Consider the following 18,594-nt stretch of genomic DNA (forward strand, 5'->3'; position numbering starts at 1 on the left):
AAAATGAAAATGAAAATCGTGAAGCCGGCTTTGGTCGCGGGAGCGATTGCTTGCACAGCAATTGCGGCAGCCTGCTCAAACTCCGCTCCGGAGGAAGTCGGCGGCGTCGAAACATCAGCGCCTAAAGAGAAGCCATCGCTCTCCATATCCATCTACGATAGGGGCAATGTGCCTCAGGAAATGGGGACCATCGACAATAATCGCTGGACGAAGTGGCTGAACGAGAACGGGCCAGTCAACGGGAAATATGTCCCGATCCCGCGAGGCGAAGCGGTGCAGAAGCTGAATTTGCTGTTTGCCTCCGGGGATGCGCCGGACGTGGTGTTTGAATTCGACACCCGCTTCCGCGATCAAATGTATCAGCAGAAGATGATCATGCCCGTGGACGAACTGATCGAGAAGAGCAGCACCGAATACAAGCAACTGTTGCAGAAATATCCGGAAATCAAGAAGGCGGCCACCAAGCCGGACGGGAACATGTACGAATTCGGCCGGGTATCCCCGCTTGTGGGCTTCCAAGCGCTATTCATCCGTCAAGATTGGCTGGACAAGCTGGGGCTTCAAGCGCCGCAGACGACCGAAGAACTGTTTGAGGTGGCCAAGGCCTTCACGGAGCAGGATCCCGACGGCAACGGCGTGAAGGACACCTTCGGAATTGCCCTGAGCGGCGAAACGGGCGGGACGATCAACACCATGTTCCGCAACGTCACCTGGGTGGTGGAAGACGGGAAGCTAGTGCGGGGTTGGAAACAGGAAAATGCGGCCAATGCCTTCAAGAAACGGCTGTACGACGCCGGATTGGTCGATAAGGATTTTCTTGCCGACAAGAACGGACAGAAAGCCCAGCAGGATTGGAACAACGGTAAGATCGGCATCTTCGTGGGCCGGACGATCGATTTGGTCAACTTCAATCAATATTATGAGCAGTTGAAAAATAACGTCCCGACTGCCGAGGTGAAGGCGATCAAATTGCCGGAGTCCGAATTCGGCCGATTTGTCATCGGCGTCAACAACCCTGTGCAGATGACCACGATCATCAATGCCAAAACCAAAGACCCGGAAGCCGCTATGGCATATATCGATTTTATGGCGTCCCGTACCGCCGGCGAAATGCTTCGATTCGGCCAGGAAGGAGTGGATTCCGTAAAGGGTTCCAATGGATGTCTCCAGCCGATCGACGCCGAGAAATTCAACAAGGAAGTGTCGTGGAACATAGACTTCCAACTGCTGCTCTCTCGGGTCGAATTGGGCGCTTGTACGGATATTCAAAGCCAATTGGATCCTTCGAAGCCTCTGGAACAGGATTTCCTCCGGCTGATCAAAGAAAATAATGAAGCGAACTTAAGCGCCGACGTGGAATATGCGCCTATCACTTACGGGGAACACATGCCGACGCTTCCCGAGGAGCTCAACATGATCAACAGCAATGTGTCGAAGATCGCGGATCTGTACAATAAGGCGATCGTATCCGGACCCTCCTACACCATCGAGCAAGCTTTCAATGAAGCGCAGGATCTCTGGAACAAATCCGGAGGCGACAAGCTGGAAGCCTTCTATTCGGATTGGTACGGCAACAATTCGGAGAAAGCGTTCTTGGCTAAGGATATGTGGAAATTCGTTAAGAATTAATCGGCCGTTCAAGGAGAGAGAACCATGACAATGATGTTTACGGATACGGACCGGGGAAGATCTTTCGCGAAAGATCCAGCCGTTGTCAAACTGAAGGGCGTCTATTACATGTACTACACCACAGCTCCCGATCGATCGGATCAATCCGATACAGGCTGGGGGATGGGAAGAGGGATTGGAATCGCCCGCAGCGGCAATCTGCGGGATTGGGAGAAAATCGGCGAGATCAAGCCCGAGCAGGCATGCGAGAAGAACGGCATCTGCGCCCCGGGGGCTATCGTGCTGGACGGTAAGGTGCATCTGTTCTATCAAACGTACGGCAACGGGGCCAAGGACGCGATCTGCCACGCCGTCTCCGACGATGGGGTGCGCTTTACGAAGGACAGTTCGAATCCGGTGTTCTCCCCGACAGGCGACTGGAATAACGGCAGGGCGATTGACGCCGATGTCATCGTGTGGAAAGGCCAACTGTTTATGTACTTCGCTACCCGGGACCCGGCAGGGAAAATCCAGATGCAAGGCGTGGCCGTTGCCGAGCTGGACTCCGGCTTCGGCAGAGGCTCCTGGAGACAAGTCTGCGACCGTTCGATCTTGAAGCCTGAGCTCCCATGGGAACAAGAATGCATCGAGGCGGCGGCGGTTTGCGAGCGAGAGGGGAAGCTGTTCATGTTCTACGGAGGGGCATATAACAATTGCCCTCAGCAGATCGGATGCGCCGTAAGCGAGGACGGCATCTCTTGGACAAGGCTGTTCGACGAGCCGTTCCTTCCGAACGGCAGCCCGGGCAGTTGGAATTCTAGCGAATCCGGCCATCCGTTCGTCTTTACGGACGAGGACGACCGTACCTACTTGTTTTATCAAGGAAACGCTGATATGGGGCGGTCTTGGTATTTATCTATGACCGAGATCGGCTGGCGCGATGGACTGCCTTTCCATATGGAGGCACGAATCTAAGAACTTCGTCTTGAGCTTATAACGAAAAACCCCCTTCAACAGACGTGAAGGGGGTGAAACCATCGCTAGCCGCCAAGAGCTTCGATCGCGAACGAGTTCGGTCCAAGCTTTCTGGCATGCTCGAGCATCTCTATGGAATTCTCGATAAACTGCCGTAGATCCGCGCCGTTGCCGGCCGGTCCGACCAACCCTCCGATATAGCAACCCATTTGTTTCGGGCAGCCGATACTGGAAAAATCAAAATGTTTCATATCCTCTATGATGCCTTGCGCGGTTTGCGCAGCCAAGTCCTTGCTCGCCCTAGCGAATACGATGAATTCGTCACCGGCCGCCCGGCCGATCGTCGCGCGAGTCAGATGCTTACCGACATTGGATTCGATCATTCGAAAACAGGCGACGATCACTTGATCTCCGACATCGAATCCGTACTCGTCGTTCACCTGCTTGAAATGGCTGATGTCGAACCGAAACACCGAGATCCGTTCATCCCCCGAATTCTGTGCCGCGATGCTTGCCGCCGCCTCCAGGAACATCTCCATGTTGGGCATGTTCTTCTTGATTTCATGGACGTCGGCGAACCCTGTTTGTTGCAAGTCGATGTTCTTATTCATTTTGAATCCCTCCTTCTCGACCATCGCGATGAGACGATCGATGGCGATTTTCTTCTGGATCTGTTCGTTCAGCGCCGAAGTGATCTCGATCCGCTTGCATACCAGTTGGTCGATAAACATCGTACGGTCGATCGGCCCGTCTAACAGTTCTTTGATTCGGATAAGGGAAAAGTCAAGACTCTTCAAAACCAAAATCCAGTTCAGCTTGTGGCCTTGCTCCTGCGAATAGGACCGATAGCCTGTCACCGGATCTTTGTCCGAGGGGGTAAGCAGGCCAATCTCGTCGTAATGTCGAAGCAGCTTCGTCGTGACATGGTTCCGTTCTGCGAACTCTCCAATTTTCAAAAGGGGCACCCTCTCGCGAGTTAATCCGGCCGGAATTCCTCGAGTTCATCATAATCCTTACCGTTACGGGAAAGTCAATACTAGAATCGTCAGTTTTTCTGTCCCCGAAAAACAATTTCGCCGCGGACCGATGAATTCGCGCCGGGTCGTTCGTCTAACGTAGTGAAGTCCAATAGGACGATCACTTACCCCTTAGGAGGAACGATCAATGACCGTTACACTGACCCCGTACATTACGCTGGAAGGAAAGGCCAATGAGGCAATCAGGTTCTATGAGCAAGCGATCGGCGCGGAGGTGCTGTTCCTCTCGACTTACGGCGATATGCCGAACATGCCGAACACGTTCACGGACGAGATGAAGGAGCTGGTGGCGCATGCGAAGCTGCGCGTAGGCGCATCGGAGCTGATGTTCTCGGATTCGCCCGGGGGCGCGGCGCCCGCGAGCGGCAAGCAGGTGACGATCTGCATTACGACGAAGGATGTCGCGCAATCGAGACGCTTCTTCGATGCGCTGAGCGAAGGCGGTCAAGTCAACATACCGTTCAGCGAGGAGTCGTTCAGCCCCGGATTCGGCGATGTGACGGACCGATTCGGCGTGACCTTCCAAATATATACGGAGATTGAACGCTAAGACCGAGTAACGGCGAAAACGATTTTGCTATTTCCGAAGGAAGCAAGCAACCGATCAAGCGCGAGACGAACCCTGTCAAGCGGAGAGTATAGGCGCGTGCCCCTGCTTTCCCCCGAAATCGCAATAAGTCGAAAACGCCCGATCTGGGCGAACCGGCACCCTGCCCGCTGAATAAACCATAGAAGAACAGTGGGAATTAAAGGCAGGGTGATTTCGACATGAGAAAGTTGGTCTTATTCAGTCTCGTCGGTTTTTTTGCGCAGCTGGTCGACGGGTCGCTCGGGATGGGGTTCGGGGCGACGTCGGGTTCGATGCTGCTGATGCTCGGCGTCGCTCCTGCGGTCGTATCGGCGTCGATTCATCTGGCGGAGGTCGGGACGACGGCGGCGTCCGGGGCCTCGCATATCTACTTTAAGAACGTAGACCGGCGGCTCGCCTGGAGGTTGCTGATCCCCGGGGCGATTGCCGCGTTCCTAGGCGCAGCGTTCCTAAGCTCCTTACCGGGGCATCTGCTGAAGCCGTTCATCGCGGCGTTCTTGACGGCGCTCGGGGTGTATATTTTAATTCGATTCTTGCTTCAAGCGAGACAGCGTCAAGACGAACCGGAACAGCAGCCCGCGTATTCGAAAAAGTTCGTCGTCCCGCTCGCGATCGTCGGCGGATTTTTCGACGCCGTCGGGGGCGGCGGATGGGGGCCGATCACGACGCCCGCGCTGCTCGCGAAGAACGGCGCGACGCCGCGCAAGGTCGTCGGCACGGTGGCGACGAGCGAGTTCGCGATCGCCGTCGCGGCGACGCTCGGCTTCGCGCTCTTCCTCGGCTGGGAGGCGTTCAACTTGTTCTGGGTGCTCGCGTTCGTCCTCGGCGGCATGTTCGCGGCACCGCTCGCGGCATACCTCGTGAAGGTCATACCGACGCAATATATGGGCGTGACCGTAGGCGGCTTCATTATTCTGACGAACCTCAACACGCTGCTCCAGTCGGTGGATTTCGTGCCGAGCGAGTGGACGGTTCCGATCTATATCGTCGTATTCGTCCTGTGGATCTCCGCGATCGTCTACCAATGGTCATCGCTCCGGCGCGTCGCGAACGCGTAACCGAATCCTTCCTGCATGCGTCGCCCTTAGGGCGGCGTTTTCCTGTTCTATGGCGTCTCACGCGTCTTGTGGACCGCATTTACGGGTACGCCATTACAAGAACTCGGCATGCCGAAAATCATGCTCGACATAGTAAGATACCATCATGAAAGGTATAACGGCGGCGGGTATATAGAGTAATTCGGCAAATGACGGATAAATATTGAGAAGCGCTTGAATTGTCATTTCCTCCATTTTCGGTGGAGTGCCGTTTCATAGGTGATATAATTAATTTTGATTATAGAAGCGAAGGCACGGGAAGGGAGTGGAAACTGTTATGTCGGAATCAGAACAGGATAAAATATATAACACCGCGGTGGAAGCAACGCTTGAGGTCATCGGAGGCAAGTGGAAACCGATAATTTTGTTCCACCTCACCTTCGGCAAAAAACGCAACGGCGAGTTGATGGGCTTGATACCTGCAATTACGCAGAAAGTGCTGACTCAGCAACTGGCGGAATTGGCGGAGGATGGGGTCGTTTCCCGAATATCCTATAACCAGGTGCCGCCGAAAGTCGAGTATGAGCTGACGGATTACGGCTGGAGCCTGAAGGAGATCCTTCATCTCATGTGCAGATGGGGCGATACGCATATTCAACGGGTGCATGGGGATCGGGCAAGGATTCTTGTCGGGGTGCCTCAAGAAGCGCAATAGAAACCGGCCGCGGATAGCAGGGAGCCGGTTTCATGTGTAAACCTGAATTAAGGAATGATCTTGCGTCGGCGGAAGTCCTCGAAGATGTTCATAAACATCTGTTCCGTATCTACAAATTCATGAAAGCCGAAACGTCGCGCCTTGGTGCCGTCTGCAAAAAAATCGTAATCCCAAGAGAACACAAAGTCGCCGAAACGCCAGGAAGAAACGTCCTTGTAGCTGTTTTTCATCAAGTCGTACTTCTCTACCATGGCGTTCCATAGGGGCTCCTTGTCCGCCATCGCCGTCTCGAGCGACATCGGCAGCGGCGGAGCCGTCTCGAGACCGAAGAACGATGCGATCTTCGGCCAAAGTTCATCCCATCTAAAAAGGTCGCCGTTGGTAATATTATAAGCCTGATTGGCGCAACGTTCATCGGTTGCCGCCCATACCGTCGCGCGAGCCAACAGTCCTGCGTCGGTCATCTCCAACAGGGAGCGATAAGCGCCGGGCTTTCCGGGGAAACGAAGCGAGAGGCCAAGCTCTTTGGACATGGCGGCATACATCGCGATCACCATCGCCAGGTTCATCGGATTTCCTAAGGCAAACCCGCAAACGACCGACGGACGAAGGGCCGACCAAGTCCACCCGCTGCCCGGCTGTCGTCGTTCGAGAAATTGTTGTTGGTCGATGTTGAACTCCGGAGGCATATGATGGGCGTCCGATTCTTTCGCCGGCGTTTTGAAGGGACCCAGATGTGCGCCATATACCTTGTATCCTTGCATGAGGCTAATATGCTTCAGGTTCGGGGCGATCGGCTCGATCGCGTTAACGACGTTCGCGAGCATAGCCAGGTTTGGCGGAACGAGTTCGGCCCATGTTGGACGATCCTGATAGGCAGCGTAGAAGATATGGGTAACTTCCGTAAGATGGCTCAGTTTTGCGCGAGTATCTTCTTCGTTAAGCAGATCGACCGCTACGTAACGAACTTGACCGCAGTCCTCTCCGCCGCGTCGGGACACGCCGATGATATTCCATTCGGGAAGCGTCGCGAGATAATCGATCAGATTCCGTCCGATAACTCCGTTGGCTCCCGCAACAAGAGCGGTTTTGCGAGATGGATGACTTATTGGGATCATATGATTTTTCTCCTTTCTTTTTCAGGATTATTGTGCGATGAAAGGAACAAATTGAGAAGTACGCACTTTGAACTCATATAGGAACTTGAAAGTAACATTTGGCAGCGGTGCGCGATAGCGGGAAGATAGATTCCGTCAGATTTAGTTTCGTAGAAACAACGAAGGAGCCGGCCATGGCAGCTCCGTTCGAATACATGTATCCTTAAGGAATTCAGGTCGTCGGGAAATTCCATATCCAACGATCCCCCGGAATCGGAGGAACATAGGAAGGTGCTCGGACATGCCGAGAAAGCCGTTACAGAAGTCTAGCTAACTGAAAAAGGAGTCCCGCCCATGTCCAAAACGATCGTCGATAAACTAAATCTGCGCAAACACAAAAAGGCAGCCGTACTGCACCGGCCGGAGGGAGAAGACCAGCTGGCGGAGTTGGAGTCGTACGATACGGAGCTGCAAGAGGCGCAGTACGATCTCATTTTCGCCTATACCCTCGATATGGAAGCATTACAGATTCTCGTGGGGGACGTCATCGAGAACGACCGTCTGCAGGCGGGCGGTTACTTGTACGCGGCGTACCCGAAGAAGGGGAACAACGTATACCCGACGTACATTCATCGCGACAGCTTGTTCGAGGGGGTAGGCGCGGACGAGGACGGGTACGTGGGATCGAGCGACTTGAAGTTCGCCCGGATGGTCGGCTTGGACGAGGTGTTTACGGTCGTCGGGTTCAAGCGGGAGCCGAAGGCGAAGCGGCGCCCGTCGACGAAGCCGAGTCAATCCGTAGACGATTATGAGGCCATGATTCCGGATGTGGAAAAGGATCTGCAAGACGACCCGTCGACCCTCGCCTTCTTCCAGTCGCTGACGCCGGGATATCGGAAGGATTGGGCTCGGTACGTCTATAGCGCCGTGCAGGAAGACACCCGGGCAAAACGGCGGGAAGAAATGAAGGACATCCTGAAGGCAGGCTTTAAGAGTTTGAACCTATATCGCAGAAGAGAGCCATAACACGGGAGGAATTCGCGTATGAAAACGGAGCGAGGATTGGAGCTGCTGGAGCGGGTGCGCGCGGTATGCGCGCCGCTGCCGGAGACGACGGAGTCGATCGACGGCTTCGGGCACACGGTATTCAAGGTGCGGGGCAAGACGTACGTTATGATGGGCGACGGCAGCGATCGGGAGGACGCCGTCAGCCTGTCGTTCAAGTCCGATAAGGAGCAACAGCGACTGCTGCTGCAGCAGGAGGGCAAATACGTCAAGACGCCCTACATCGGGCAGCACGGCTGGGTGTCGATCGATCCGAAGGGGGAGCCCGACTGGGACGAGCTGCCGGATCTGCTGCGGGAAGCCTATTTGAAGGCTGCGCCGAAAACGGCGGCGAAGCAAGCGTTGGAGATGTTCGGCAAGCAGCGATAACGAAGAGAAGCGTGATTCCCGATCGGAATGAACGCTTCTTTTTCGTCCCCAAACAACTATCGAATCGCGATCAGCGACACGGAGAGACAAAGCATCGCGAATGCATTCGCCGCCATGTAAGGCTTATGCTTCGCTCTGAATAGATGCGCGTGGATCGCGCCGAGCATCAGCGCCGCAAGAAGAATAGAGCGGCGAAAGCGTGATATACTCTTTCCAAAATCGTAGGTCAAAGGAGATATGCGGGATGCGCAGCGGCAATCCGGTATTGAACGATCGGGCATTCGAACGCGGAGGCAAGGCATACGGGCATGCGACAATGACGCTGGACGGTACGGTGAATAAGGCTTTCATTCTGTTAGTCATCCTGTCCGCGGGCGCGATGGTGACGTGGAACCGATATTTCGAGGGCCAAGAGGTGTTCCCGCTCGCGATCGGCAGCGCGATCGTCGGCCTCGTGCTGGCGTTGATTATCGCCTTCGCTCATCGAACCGCTCCGTTCCTTGCTCCGGTATACGCCGCGGCGGAGGGAATTTTCGTAGGCGGGTTGTCCGCGCATTACGAATCGTTGTACCGAGGCATTACGCTTCAGGCGGTGCTGCTGACGGTGGCGGTGTTCGTCGCGTTGCTGCTCGCGTACAAGACGAGGCTCATCCGGGCGACGCAAAATTTCAAGCTCGGCGTATTCGCCGCGACCGCGGGCATTTTCATTATGTATCTGCTCAGCTTCGTCCTCGGGCTTTTCGGCGTCGCCGTTCCTTTCCTCCACGAAAATGGTTGGGTCGGCATCGGCATATCGCTGTTCATCGTGGTCATCGCCGCTTTGAATCTTGTGTTGGACTTCGACTTTATCGAGTCGGGGGCGCGGAACGGCTTGCCGAAGCATATGGAATGGTACGGCGCCTTCGGGCTTGTCGTCACGCTGATCTGGTTGTACTTAGAAATCCTTCGCCTGCTCGCGAAGCTGCGCAGCCGGGATTGAGAGAAGCATATAATAATGCTCGGAATATTGTTTTCCGTGCGCAAGCATGCCGAAATTCAATTCCGTAGCCCAGGTTTGAATCGTTTCCGCATGAATGCGATGGACGAGCGGAGGACCGATCCGGCCCTCCGCCTCGGGGTCGAATTCCGAGATGAAAAGCTTTATGGGCTTTGCGTGTGTGATATTTCGGAGGTTCTTCAGGATTTGAAAAGGGTGTTCCGCATGATGAAGCACATCCGTAAGCATGACGACGTCGATGTCGTCGTTATCGACGTGTACTCGTTGTTCGGCATCGCCGATTCGGACGTCCACATGATGGATCGATTGGTTTTGCAGCTCCGCGATGAGATACGCCGCCGCGTCCTCCGATTTTTCGATCGCGATGATTTTGCCTTGTTCGCCGACGACTTTCGCATAGTGTACGGTAAAGACGCCCGGCCCGGGGCCGATATCCAACACCGTATCCCCGTTTTCGATACCCGCGGCTTCAATCCATTCATGAACCAACGGAAATCGAAGCAGCTGTCGGTTCTTTACCTTTTCCCACGAGGAGCCGCTTAAAGCTTTTCTAAATTCCATCCCGATCACCTACCATCCGAACGCGAGTAAGGTATACAAAACAAATCCCAAAGAAACAAGAATCGAAATAACATTGATCGTAATCACGATCTTATTCGTACAGTGATGTTTGATCAGGCGATAGGCCGTGAAGACGACGATGATCAGCGTCATGACGATCATCGACCTGCGCAGCCAAAGCATGTTTTGCATCGTTGACATTGTATTCGCGGCGTTGCCGAGTATGAATAAGACCGTCATATGGAGCCAATGGTGGGAGGAGGCGAGCGCGGAAAGCAGCATCGAAACGATCGGGGAAACGACGGGATGTTTGCTTTTGCTCATTTCGATTCGCCTCTTTCTTTTCGCAAAGCGTCGTTGAGTAATTGGAACGCCTCAAGAATCTTTCCATGGTCCGGTTCCGAAATGTGCTGCAATACTTGCCGGTAAAACGACACGGATTGCTCCCGTACCTTATGGAGCGCATTGGTTCCTCTCGGGGTCAGCGATAGGAGCACTTCCCGTCGGTTCTCCTTGTTCGGTTCGCGGTTCAGAAAGCCTTCTTTCACTAATTGGTCGACTAGGCGGCTTACGGATGAACGTTCTAATTGCACTCTTTCCGTTACCTCCGTCAGCGTCAATTTGTCGTGCTCAAGTTCTTGGAGCGCGATCACCTGCGAAACGGATAGAGGGAAGCCGCAGGGCGTCACGTTCTGTTCGAGAAACCCGAATAATCGAATAAAGCGTTGGATGGATAAACGAAGTTGCAAAATGTCTTGCGTTTCCATATATTCACTCTCCTATAACGTGTATCATACAACAGTTGTATGATACACACAATAGAGAAATGCAACTCGGTACAATCGTCGCAATTTCCTTAAGAGATACCTGACATGTAACGCTTTCTTTTCAGTCTACGGCCATGCTTCCGCGCTACATTATCGTTATAGCACGCTACGGGGCGCTGAGATATGATAAGGGAAACTGCAATAGACGATTTGAACGCCAATCGGATGCCGGACGGTGATGCGACTATGGATCGAAAACGACGAGTTCGGCTCGCGGTGTCGGCGATGCTGCTTCTTGTATTTATAGCCGCGTTCGTTCTGCCGTTCGTCGGCGCGCCGAGCGGCGCGGCTCAGCCTCGGGCGGTCGAAGGCGCGCTCGACCTAAGAGACTGGAGCTTCGAGCGGGACGGACCGATTCGATTGAACGGAAGCTGGGACTTCCGGTGGGACCGTCTGCTGACGGCTGAGGAATGGAACTATGCCGACGCGGCGCGGCCGGATCGGTTCGCGGAAGTGCCCGGCGAGTGGACCCGCCTCGGGTTGCCGGGGCGAGGGGTTGCGACCTACCGGCTGAAGGTGCTGACGACAGGGGATACCGGCTCGCTCGGCATCCATATCCCGGCGATCGCGCCGGCGTATCGAATGATCGTCGACGGACGGGTCATCGCGGAAGCGGGGCATGTTTCGGCCGACCGATCGCAGACGAAGTCCGCGTATGTGCCGCAGACCGTTCGCTTCGAGCCCTCGAACCGAGACTTCGATCTCATCCTTCAGGTCGCCAACGAGCTTTATCCGCGGGGCGGCATCTGGTTCGGCTTGACGTTAGGCACCGAAAAGCAGATGCTGAACGGCATCGAACGGGACCGCATCATCGATATGGCGGTATTCGGCGGCTGCGCGCTGCTCGGCTTGTATCAGATCGCCGTCTATTTGCTTCGACACAAGGAGCGCTCGACGCTCTATTTCGGCGTCTGCTGCTTGCTCGGGGCGATCCGCCAATGGGTCGTCGGCGGGATGTATATCGTCGACGTATTTCCGCAGACGGATATTCGGACGATCATTTTTCTGGAATATTTGACGTATTACGGCGGGGTGACGATGGCGCTGCTGTTCGTGCGCCGACTGTACCCGAAAGAGTTCTCCGCTCGGTTCGGGAAGCTGCTCGTCTGGGTCGGCTGCGTCTTTCTCGGTACGATCGCCGCGTTCCCGGCCGAGCTGTACACGGGCTGGATCGTTTACTTCAAGGCGACGTCGGTGCTCGCCCTGCTTTATATTCTCTACGGCTTCGGTTTGGCGTATTGGAGAGGCCGCGGCGGCGCGCTGCTGCAGCTGTCCGGTTGGCTCGTCTTCGTCGCGACGGCCATTCACGACATCGCATACAGCAACGGATACCTATTCTGGACCGATGTGCAGCTCGTACTGTACGGGTTCATTCTGCTCGTCTTCATCGAAGCGATGGAGCTCGCCCGGAGATTTTCGAATGCCTATCGAACGATCGAAACGATGACGGACGAATTGGTCGCCATGAACCGGCTCAAGGACGAGTTTCTGGCCAATACGTCGCATGAGCTGAAGACGCCGCTGCACGGCATCATGAACTTGTCCATGGCGTTGTCGGAAGGGAAAGCCGGGCCGTTAAACGCGGAGCAGCGGGAGCAACTGGACGTCGTCGTGTCGGTCGCTCGCCGCATGTCCAACCTGATCAACGACATTCTCGACCTGTCTTTGCTGAAAAACAAGGGGATCCAGCTTCAGCTGAAGCCTGTCGATCTCCGCGCCGTTCTCTCGGCGCAGCAGGACATTTTCCGCCATTATATCGGGGAGAAGCCGGTCTCGCTTCGGCTGGAGTGGCCGGAATCGCTCCCCTCCGTGATAGCCGACGAAAGCCGGCTGATCCAGATCCTGTACAATCTGATCGGCAACGCCATCAAATTTACGCCCGAGGGGGAAGTGATCGTTACCGCCCGAAGAGACGGAAACCGGCTGCGCGTCTCGATCATCGATACCGGCATCGGCATTCCGGAGGAGAAGCTGGGGGTCATTTTCGAAGCGTTCGAAAAGGCGGGGGGGCCGGCAGCGAACGAATACGGCGGGGTCGGACTCGGGCTCGGCATCGCGAAACGGCTCGTCGAGCTGCATGGCGGACAGATCGAAGTCGCTTCGGAAGCGGGCAGCGGCTCGACCTTCACGTTTACGATCCCGGTCGCGCTCGCCGGCGGCGCGGAAGAGAGCGAGACGGTTCGGGCGGAGGGACGCTTCGCTCCGGCTCAAACCGACGCGAAGCGCACCGGCAAGGAGATCGCCGCCGCCTCCGATCCGAACCCGGGCCGACGGAAGGCTGCGATATTGGCGGTCGACGACGACCCGGTCAACTTGCGGGTCGTGATGGCCGCATTGGCGGACGAGCCGTACGAAATCATGACCGCGAGCAGCGGCCGGGAAGCGTTGAGCGTCCTGGAGGGAGGCAGCGGGCACATCGGCCTCGTCATTCTGGACGTCATGATGCCCGGTCTTACGGGATACGAAACTTGCCGGGAAATTCGCCGGAAGTTCGCGCTTGCGGAGCTGCCGGTGCTGTTGACGACGGTACGAAGAGAACCCGAGGATCTCATGCTCGGCTTCGAGGCCGGCGCGAACGACTTCGTGACGAAGCCGTTCCATCCTCATGAGCTGAAAGCGAGGGCTCGCTCGCTTCTGGAAATGAAACGCTCCGCCGAGGAGGCGGTCCGTTCGGAGTTGGCGTTTCTGCAGGCGCAAATCAAGCCCCATTTTCTATATAACGCTTTGAATACGATCGTCTCGCTCTCCCTGGACGAACCGCAGACGACGCATGACCTGCTGCTTCATCTGAGCCGGTACCTCCGCGGCAGCTTCGACTTTAAGAACAGGGAGGGGCTGGTGCCGCTGCGCAAGGAATTGGAGCTGACGGAGGCGTATTTGCAAATCGAACAAGCGCGGTTCGGCGATCGGCTGCGCATTCGGTATGAAGTCGAGGAAGAGGCAAGCTTTCAAATTCCGCCGACGACGCTGCAGCCGCTGGTGGAAAATGCCGTAAGGCACGGAGCGACCCGCAACGAGGACGGCGGGACGGTGACGATCGCCGTCCGGATCCAAGAGGGAGAGGCCGTCGTCTCCGTCAGCGACGACGGACCGGGCATGCCGCTGCCGGCGCAGGCCGTCCTCTTGCAGGAACGCGAGGAAGCGGGAGGCGTCGGGCTGCGGAACATTCATCAGCGCCTGCTTCGGTTGTATGGGCGAGGGCTCGACGTCGAGAGCGCCGTCGGAGCGGGAACCGTCGTCTCGTTCCGCATTCCGTTGTACGCAGGGAAAGGAGGACGAGCATGATTCGCGTCATCGCCGTCGACGACGAGAAGCCCGCTTTGCGTAGATTAGGCAAGCTGCTGGAAGCGTTCGACCGCGTCGAGGTGTGCGGTTTGTACGACAGCCCTAAGAAGTTTCTGGAGTTCGCCCTCACGTCGCCGGAGTCGTTCGATCTGGCGCTGCTAGACATGGAGATGCCGGGACTTCACGGATTGGAGTTGGCCCGTCGGCTTCGAGGCATCCGTCCGGAAGTGAATATTGTTTTTATAACCGCGTACGAGGAATTCGCCCGCGACGCCTTCGACGTCGAGGCGCTCGATTACTTACTGAAGCCGATGACGGAGGAGCATCTGGCCCGAACGCTGAGCCGCTGCGAGAAGCGTATCGGCCATTCGGGTGCGGCCGAGGCGGCCGGCGCGCGCAGCGTGTCCGTCCGCAGCTTCGGACCTTTCTCCGTTATAACCGGGCAGGATGCGCCGATCCGGTTCCGCAATTCGAAGAGCAGGGAGCTGCTCGCTTACTTGCATGAACATGGGGGCAAACCGGTCGGCAAAGCCAGCATTATGGAGGAGCTGTGGCCCGGCGGCGACGAAGAGCGGTCGCAGGTCAATCTGCACACGACGGTGTATCAGTTGCGGAAGGATCTAGAGGCATTCGGGCTCGTCGACGTCATCGAACAAGCGAAGACGGCGGGCGGCAGCTACGGGCTTCGCTGGCCCGGCCCGATCGACGACGACGCGGCCGAGTTCGAGCTCGCCTTCCGGGAGTATCGGCGGACCTCGTCCCTGACGCCGGTGCTGCGGGCGATCCGGCTGTACGGCGACGGCTACTTGGCCGGCAGCGGCTACGGCTGGGCGGCCCCCCGCCAAGCGGAGCTGGAGATGAAATTTTCGGAATTGCTGGAGGCCATGATCGATGCTTACGTCCGATCGGGCAGGTACGACATCGCCCTCGGTCCGATGCAGAAGGCGGTTCGGCTGCAGCCGCTGGAGGAGCGGCTTCATGCGAAGATGATCGCGCTCCTGCTGCTTATGGGAAGGGAAGAAGACGCGAAGCGTTACGATGCGATGATCCAGGATCTGCTTGAGGAGAGGGAGTCCGACGAACCGTCCGTCTTGGACTTCTCCCGACTGTCCGCGAACCCTGCCTCTTATTTTTGATCCGTCCTCGCTAAGCAAAGCCGACCGAACCTGACATGGAGCGCTTTCTTTTCATTTTGCGGCGAGTTTCCTCCTGTATGCTCTAGAAGAGTCTACAGGAGGCTAAAGAAGCTGATAAATACGAAGGGGAATCGATCCGATGAAAGCTTTTTTCATTTCCAGCCAGATTTTGTACGTCTTGTGTTTGGCTCCCTGGTTTTTGATATGGGGAATCTCGTTTATGGGCTTCGACAGCGGCTTCAGCTGGTTCGCCGTCGCGCTGACGGGAGGCATTGGGTTGTACCCGATCGCGGTCATCGTCTGTTCGATCCTGGCCTGGAGGAATCGAATCAAGCGCAAACGCGCCGCCGTCATTTTCAATCTGGTTCCGATGCTTTGGATCGCCCTCGTCGTGGTTCCGGTCGTGGCGATCAATCTGTAAGGAAGGGCTCCGTCTCGGCTGAGGCGGGCTCTTTTTTTACGAAAAATCGGATAACCTTACATGAAGCGCTTACATTTCAGTGTGCGGTCATAGGGGTTTGTTACGATCGACAAGATCAATAGGTTTAGTAACGGAGGGACAATGATGAAGCTGGTTTGGAAAAGGATCCGAAAATACGCGTTGGCCGCCGTCGTCGCGCTTGGCGCCGGCTGCGGACTATTTCTGATCGGAACGGGCGATGCTTTCGCGGATGAAGTCATATGGGAACCGGTAGGCGGCGCCGGATTTTCAGCAGGCGAAGCCTATGATCCTTCGTTATTTGTGTATAACGGCACTCCCTACGTCGCTTATGTTGAAGGAAATGTCAACACGGTGACGGTGAAAAAGTATAACGGGAGCAGCTGGGAGACGGTAGGGAGCCCTATCATGCCTGCTTCTTGGGCTACTGCCGGATACACATCGGTGTATGTGTATAACGGGACACCTTACGTCGCTTACAGGGATGGATTTAATTCCAGTAAGGTTACCGTGCAATTGTTTAATGGAAGCAGCTGGGTACCGGTCGGCAGCGCCGGATTTTCGGCAAATTATTCTGAGTTTATTTCGCTATATGTGGATAACGGCACTCCTTATGTTTCATATAAGGATTATGGAAATGCAAGCAAGGCCTCGGTGATGAAATATAATGGAAGCAGCTGGGAAACCGTAGGAAGCGCCGGTTTTTCGGCAGGAGAAGTCTATGGCACATCGTTAAAGGTGGACAACGGGACCCCTTATGTCTCTTATCAGGATGTGGCAAATTCATCGAAAGCTACGGTAATGAAGTACAATGGAAGCAGCTGGGAGACGGTTGGAAGCGCCGGATTTACGCCGGGCCGGGCCGATTTTACTCCGCTATATATCGATGAGGGCATCCCTTACGTCGCTTATACGGATTTTTCGAACGGCAGGAAGGCCACTGTGCAGAAGTATAACGGCAGCGGCTGGGAGACGGTAGGCAGTGCCGGATTTTCGGCAAATTCAGCGGATTATCCATCATTGTTTGTTGATAATGGTACCCCTTATATAGCATTCAGGGATGGGGCAAATTCATTAAAAGCTACGGTAATGAAGTACAATGGAAGCGGTTGGGAAACGGTCGGGGCTCCCGGGTTTTCTGCAGGTGCGACCGAATTAGTATCTTTAGATGTTTACGACGGTATCCCTTATGTTCTATATAAGGATGCTGCAAACGGTTCTAAGGTTACCTTGATGAAGCTTAAGTTTACCGTTTCTTATGACGGCAACGGCAGTACCGGCGGGGCTGTACCGACAGACGGGAGCGGCTATGACAAAAATGCCAATGCTACGGTGCTGGGGAACAGCGGCAATCTGGCAAAGACGGGCTATACGTTCGCGGGATGGAATACGGCGGCGGACGGAAACGGGACGAGTTACGCCCCGGGAGACTCAGTCAACGTAGGCGCGACCGGTGTAAGGCTGTATGCGAAGTGGACGGTCAATAACTATGCGGTAACATACGACAGTAATGGCGCAACTTCCGGCGCTGCGCCGGCCGGGGGAAGCTACCCGTACAATTCCGTCATTACGCTTCCTGGCGCGGGAAGTATGGTCAGGACGGGATATACGTTCGCGGGATGGAATACGGCGGCGAACGGAAGCGGGACGAACTACGCGGCAGGGAGCACGTATACGATCGGTGCCGCTCCTGCGACATTATACGCCAAGTGGACGATCAACCAATACACGGTAACCTTCAATACCGACGGCGGATCGCCGGTCTCGAATCAGACGATCAATTACGGCGCCGCGGTTGCCCAGCCTGCGAACCCGACGAAGACAGGCCATACGTTCGCGGGGTGGTATACCGATGCCGGCTTAACGACGGCGTACAATTTCTCGACTCCGATCGGAGCCGCGAACTTCACGCTGTATGCGAAGTGGGACGTCAACAGCTATACGATTACCTACAACGGCAATGGGAATGAAAGCGGCAGCGTGCCTTCGAACGGCAGCCATAGCTATAATTCCTCCGTTACAGTGCCTGGCAACTCGGGCGCATTGGCGAAGACGGGATATTCGTTCGCAGGCTGGAACACGTCGGCGGACGGCAGCGGAACGAACTATGCCGAGTCGGCTTCGTTCACGATGGGCGCGGCGAATGTGACGTTGTACGCGAAGTGGACGATCAACAGCTACACGGTAACGTACGACGGCAACGGCGCGACGTCCGGCAGCGCGCCGTCGGGCGGCAGCCACGAGTATAATACCGTCGTCGCGGTGTCGGGGAACGCCGGAGGGTTGGCGAAGACGGGATACACGTTCGCGGGCTGGAATACGGAAGCGAACGGGAGCGGCACGGTCTATGATGCGTCGGATACGTTCCCGATCGGCGCGGCGGATGTCACGTTATACGCGCAGTGGACGATCAACAGCTACGAGTTGACGTACGACGGCAACGGCGAGACGTCCGGGAGCGCGCCGTCCAGGGGCGAATACGAGTTTGGATCGAGCGTGACGGTGCCGGGGAACGCCGGCGATTTAGCGAAGACGGGCCATACGTTCGCAGGCTGGAATACGGCGGCGAACGGCGGCGGCACGGATTATGCGGCGGGCTCAACGTATACGGTCGGAGCCTCGGACGCGACGCTGTATGCGAAGTGGACGGTGAACCAATATACGGTCAGCTTCGATAGCGGGGGCGGTACGCCGGTGTCGAATCAGCCGATCGACTATGGCAGCACGGCGACGGAGCCGGCAGCGCCGACGAAGACGGGATACACGTTCGCCGGGTGGTATACCGATGCGGACTTGACGGCGGCGTACGATTTCGCGTCGCCGATCGGAGCCGCAGACCTTACGTTGTATGCGAAGT

17 protein-coding genes are annotated in these 18,594 nt (G+C 56.1%); 12 read left to right on the forward strand and 5 right to left on the reverse strand.

Going from position 1 to position 18,594, the window contains the following annotated elements; all coding sequences use genetic code 11:
- Positions 1–3: 3 nt before the first annotated feature.
- Both FE782_RS12415 and FE782_RS12420 read left to right on the forward strand, forming a co-directional pair.
- Positions 4–1,629, forward strand: coding sequence for an extracellular solute-binding protein (locus tag FE782_RS12415; protein ID WP_238392452.1), 1,626 nt, complete (start codon positions 4–6; stop codon positions 1,627–1,629).
- 24 nt (positions 1,630–1,653) lie between these two features.
- Complete coding sequence (locus FE782_RS12420) at positions 1,654–2,583, forward strand: family 43 glycosylhydrolase (protein WP_138194397.1); 930 nt, start codon at positions 1,654–1,656, stop codon at positions 2,581–2,583.
- A gap of 65 nt (positions 2,584–2,648) precedes the next feature.
- Here FE782_RS12420 and FE782_RS12425 read toward each other — a convergent pair whose 3' ends face one another.
- A complete protein-coding gene (locus FE782_RS12425) occupies positions 2,649–3,539 on the reverse strand; it encodes a diguanylate cyclase domain-containing protein (RefSeq protein ID WP_138194398.1) in 891 nt (296 codons plus the stop codon).
- Positions 3,540–3,747: 208 nt separating this feature from the next.
- Here FE782_RS12425 and FE782_RS12430 point away from each other — a divergent pair, with 208 nt between their 5' ends.
- The 3 genes from FE782_RS12430 to FE782_RS12440 all read left to right on the forward strand — a co-directional run bounded on the left by FE782_RS12430 (position 3,748) and on the right by FE782_RS12440 (position 5,961).
- Positions 3,748–4,170, forward strand: a complete 423-nt coding sequence (locus FE782_RS12430) for a VOC family protein (RefSeq protein ID WP_138194399.1) — start codon at positions 3,748–3,750, stop codon at positions 4,168–4,170.
- Positions 4,171–4,388: 218 nt separating this feature from the next.
- Positions 4,389–5,267 (forward strand): sulfite exporter TauE/SafE family protein, encoded by an 879-nt coding sequence (locus tag FE782_RS12435; RefSeq protein WP_138194400.1) that lies wholly within the window; start codon positions 4,389–4,391, stop codon positions 5,265–5,267.
- A gap of 316 nt (positions 5,268–5,583) precedes the next feature.
- Positions 5,584–5,961 carry a winged helix-turn-helix transcriptional regulator gene (locus FE782_RS12440; protein WP_138194401.1) on the forward strand — a complete coding sequence of 126 codons (378 nt, stop codon included), beginning with the start codon at positions 5,584–5,586 and terminating at the stop codon, positions 5,959–5,961.
- Between the two features lie 47 nt (positions 5,962–6,008).
- On the opposite strand, the gene FE782_RS12445 is transcribed toward FE782_RS12440, so the two are convergent.
- Positions 6,009–7,079 carry an SDR family oxidoreductase gene (locus FE782_RS12445; protein ID WP_138194402.1) on the reverse strand — a complete coding sequence of 357 codons (1,071 nt, stop codon included), beginning with the start codon at positions 7,077–7,079 and terminating at the stop codon, positions 6,009–6,011.
- Positions 7,080–7,412: 333 nt separating this feature from the next.
- Between FE782_RS12445 and FE782_RS12450 the strand changes: the two genes are divergently transcribed.
- The 3 genes from FE782_RS12450 to FE782_RS12460 all read left to right on the forward strand — a co-directional run bounded on the left by FE782_RS12450 (position 7,413) and on the right by FE782_RS12460 (position 9,471).
- Positions 7,413–8,084, forward strand: coding sequence for a YdeI/OmpD-associated family protein (locus FE782_RS12450; protein WP_138194403.1), 672 nt, complete (start codon positions 7,413–7,415; stop codon positions 8,082–8,084).
- Positions 8,085–8,102: 18 nt separating this feature from the next.
- Positions 8,103–8,492, forward strand: coding sequence for an MmcQ/YjbR family DNA-binding protein (locus FE782_RS12455; RefSeq protein WP_138194404.1), 390 nt, complete (start codon positions 8,103–8,105; stop codon positions 8,490–8,492).
- 244 nt (positions 8,493–8,736) lie between these two features.
- Entirely contained in the window at positions 8,737–9,471 is a 735-nt protein-coding gene (locus tag FE782_RS12460; protein WP_439116433.1) for a Bax inhibitor-1/YccA family protein, read from the forward strand.
- Here the strand turns inward: FE782_RS12460 and FE782_RS12465 are convergent.
- The 3 genes from FE782_RS12465 to FE782_RS12475 are packed head-to-tail and all read right to left on the reverse strand — an operon-like array spanning position 9,427 to position 10,817.
- The gene (locus tag FE782_RS12465) at positions 9,427–10,050 is read right to left on the reverse strand and encodes a class I SAM-dependent methyltransferase (RefSeq protein ID WP_138194405.1); all 624 of its coding nucleotides are present in this window, start codon (positions 10,048–10,050) and stop codon (positions 9,427–9,429) included. The two genes, FE782_RS12460 and FE782_RS12465, sit on opposite strands and share 45 nt — an antisense overlap.
- A 9-nt stretch (positions 10,051–10,059) precedes the next feature.
- Positions 10,060–10,374 (reverse strand): hypothetical protein, encoded by a 315-nt coding sequence (locus FE782_RS12470; RefSeq protein ID WP_138194406.1) that lies wholly within the window; start codon positions 10,372–10,374, stop codon positions 10,060–10,062.
- Positions 10,371–10,817 (reverse strand): MarR family winged helix-turn-helix transcriptional regulator, encoded by a 447-nt coding sequence (locus FE782_RS12475; protein WP_138194407.1) that lies wholly within the window; start codon positions 10,815–10,817, stop codon positions 10,371–10,373. Before FE782_RS12475 ends, FE782_RS12470 begins: the two co-directional genes overlap by 4 nt.
- Before the next feature lie 246 nt (positions 10,818–11,063).
- On the opposite strand from FE782_RS12475, the gene FE782_RS12480 reads away from it, so the two are divergent.
- From FE782_RS12480 to FE782_RS32280, 4 genes are all read left to right on the forward strand, one after another.
- Positions 11,064–14,162, forward strand: a complete 3,099-nt coding sequence (locus FE782_RS12480) for a hybrid sensor histidine kinase/response regulator (protein ID WP_158299367.1) — start codon at positions 11,064–11,066, stop codon at positions 14,160–14,162.
- A complete protein-coding gene (locus FE782_RS12485) occupies positions 14,159–15,298 on the forward strand; it encodes a response regulator (RefSeq protein ID WP_138194409.1) in 1,140 nt (379 codons plus the stop codon). Before FE782_RS12480 ends, FE782_RS12485 begins: the two co-directional genes overlap by 4 nt.
- Before the next feature lie 139 nt (positions 15,299–15,437).
- Positions 15,438–15,719, forward strand: a complete 282-nt coding sequence (locus tag FE782_RS12490; RefSeq protein ID WP_138194410.1) for a hypothetical protein — start codon at positions 15,438–15,440, stop codon at positions 15,717–15,719.
- A gap of 1,251 nt (positions 15,720–16,970) precedes the next feature.
- The coding region (locus FE782_RS32280; protein ID WP_162388354.1) for an InlB B-repeat-containing protein at positions 16,971–18,594 on the forward strand (1,624 nt) is incomplete at its 3' end.

It is taken from the genome of Paenibacillus antri, assembly GCF_005765165.1.
Classification (GTDB): domain Bacteria; phylum Bacillota; class Bacilli; order Paenibacillales; family YIM-B00363; genus Paenibacillus_AE; species Paenibacillus_AE antri.